The organism is Streptomyces alkaliphilus, assembly GCF_014141535.1.
In the GTDB taxonomy this organism is placed as follows: Bacteria; Actinomycetota; Actinomycetes; order Streptomycetales; family Streptomycetaceae; genus Streptomyces; species Streptomyces alkaliphilus.
In genome coordinates this window covers 1-1,582 of the sequence record NZ_VKHT01001093.1, presented here as the reverse complement: position 1 = coordinate 1,582, position 1,582 = coordinate 1, and the positions used below count along the sequence as shown (strand labels likewise).

1 protein-coding gene is annotated in these 1,582 nt (G+C 70.4%); it reads right to left on the bottom strand.

Annotated features, from left to right (window positions below; genetic code table 11):
- Positions 1 to 79: 79 nt before the first annotated feature.
- Positions 80 to 1,417 (bottom strand): ABC transporter substrate-binding protein, encoded by a 1,338-nt coding sequence (locus FNQ90_RS22615; RefSeq protein WP_182608042.1) that lies wholly within the window; start codon positions 1,415 to 1,417, stop codon positions 80 to 82.
- Positions 1,418 to 1,582: the final 165 nt, after the last annotated feature.

Sequence of the window (1,582 nt, the reverse complement as noted above, 5' to 3'; positions counted from 1 at the left end):
TCCCCGTCCGCCGGGGCGGGCCGGGCCCCGGCGGACGGGGAGGACCCGCCCGCCGGGCTCGGGGTGACGGAGGTGTCACTCATCGGTCGCGGTACCCCTCGGCGACCCGCTCGGCCATCTCCTGGGACTTGTCCAGGGCCTCCTGCACCGTCTGCTGCCCGGCGATGGCGGAGCTGATCTCCTGTGCGACCCGGGTGCCGAGGTCGGTGAACTCGGGGATGCCGACGAACTGGATGCCGGCGGCCGGACGCTCCTGGACGCCGGGGTTGAGCGGGTCGGCCCGGCCGATCGCCTGCCGGGTCACCTCGTAGAAGGCCGAGGCGGCCTCCTGGTAGCCGGGGTTCTCGTAGAGCGAGGCGCGCTTGCCGGCGGGGACGTTGGCCCAGCCGATCTCCTCGCCGACCAGCTCCTCGTACTTTTTGCCGGAGGCCCAGGAGATGAACTCCCAGGCGGCGTCGGTGTTGGAGGAGGCCTTCTGGATGCCCCAGGCCCAGGTGTAGAGCCAGCCGGAGCTGTCGGTCTCCTTGACCGGGGCGGGGACGTAACCGATGTCGCCCTTGACCGGGGAGTCGTCGGCCTCCAGGGAGCCGGCGCCGGCGGTGGCGTCGTACCACATGGCGGTGTTGCCCTGGGTCATGTTGTTCAGGCACTCGGCGTAGCCGGACTGGGCGGCACCGGCCTGGCCGTGCTCGCGGACCAGGTTCACGTAGAACTCGGTGGCCTCGACGAACTCGGGGGCGTTGACCCGGGCCTCCCAGTCGGCGTCGAACCAGGTGCCGCCGAAGGTGTTGACCACGGTGGTGAGCGGGGCCATGACCTCCCCCCAGCCGGCGAGGCCGCGCAGACAGATGCCCTTCATGTCGCCGCGCCGCTCGTCCACCTCGGCGGCCAGCTCGGCGACCTCGTCCCAGGTGGGCTGCTCGGGCATGGTCAGACCGAGCTCCTCGAAGACGTCCTGCCGGTACATGAGGAAGGAGGACTCGCCGTAGAACGGCTGGGCGTAGGTCTTCCCGTCCTCGCCGAGGAGGGAGTCGCGCATCGGCTCCAGGACGTCCTCGACGTCGTAGTCGGTGTCCTCGGCCAGGTACGGGTCGAGTTCGTGGAGCCAGCCGTTGCGGGCGTAGATCGGGGTCTCGTAGTTGCTGATGGTGGCGACGTCGTACTGGCCGGCCTGGTTGGCGAAGTCCTGGCTGATGCGGTCGCGGACCTCGTTCTCCGGCATGACGGTGAAGTTCACCTCGATGCCGGTCTCGGCGGTGAAGTGCTCGGCGGTGAGCTTCTGCAGCTCGACCATCGGCGGGTTGTTCACCATGAGGACGTTGATGCTCCCGCCGTCCCCGGAGGAGCCGCCGGAGGAGCCGCCGGCGCCGGCGCAACCGGTGACCAGTAGACCGCCGGTGACGGTCAGGGCGATCATCAGGCGGGCGCGGCCCGCGCCGGTGTTTCGGGTTCCGGTCCCGGTTCCGGTTCCGGTTCCGGTTCTGGTTCTGGTTCTGGTTCCGCTCATGGTGGGACTCCGGTTCGGTGGGTCGTGCGGGTGGTGGTGTGCCGCGGTGCCCGCTGCCGACCGGGATCGGGAGGG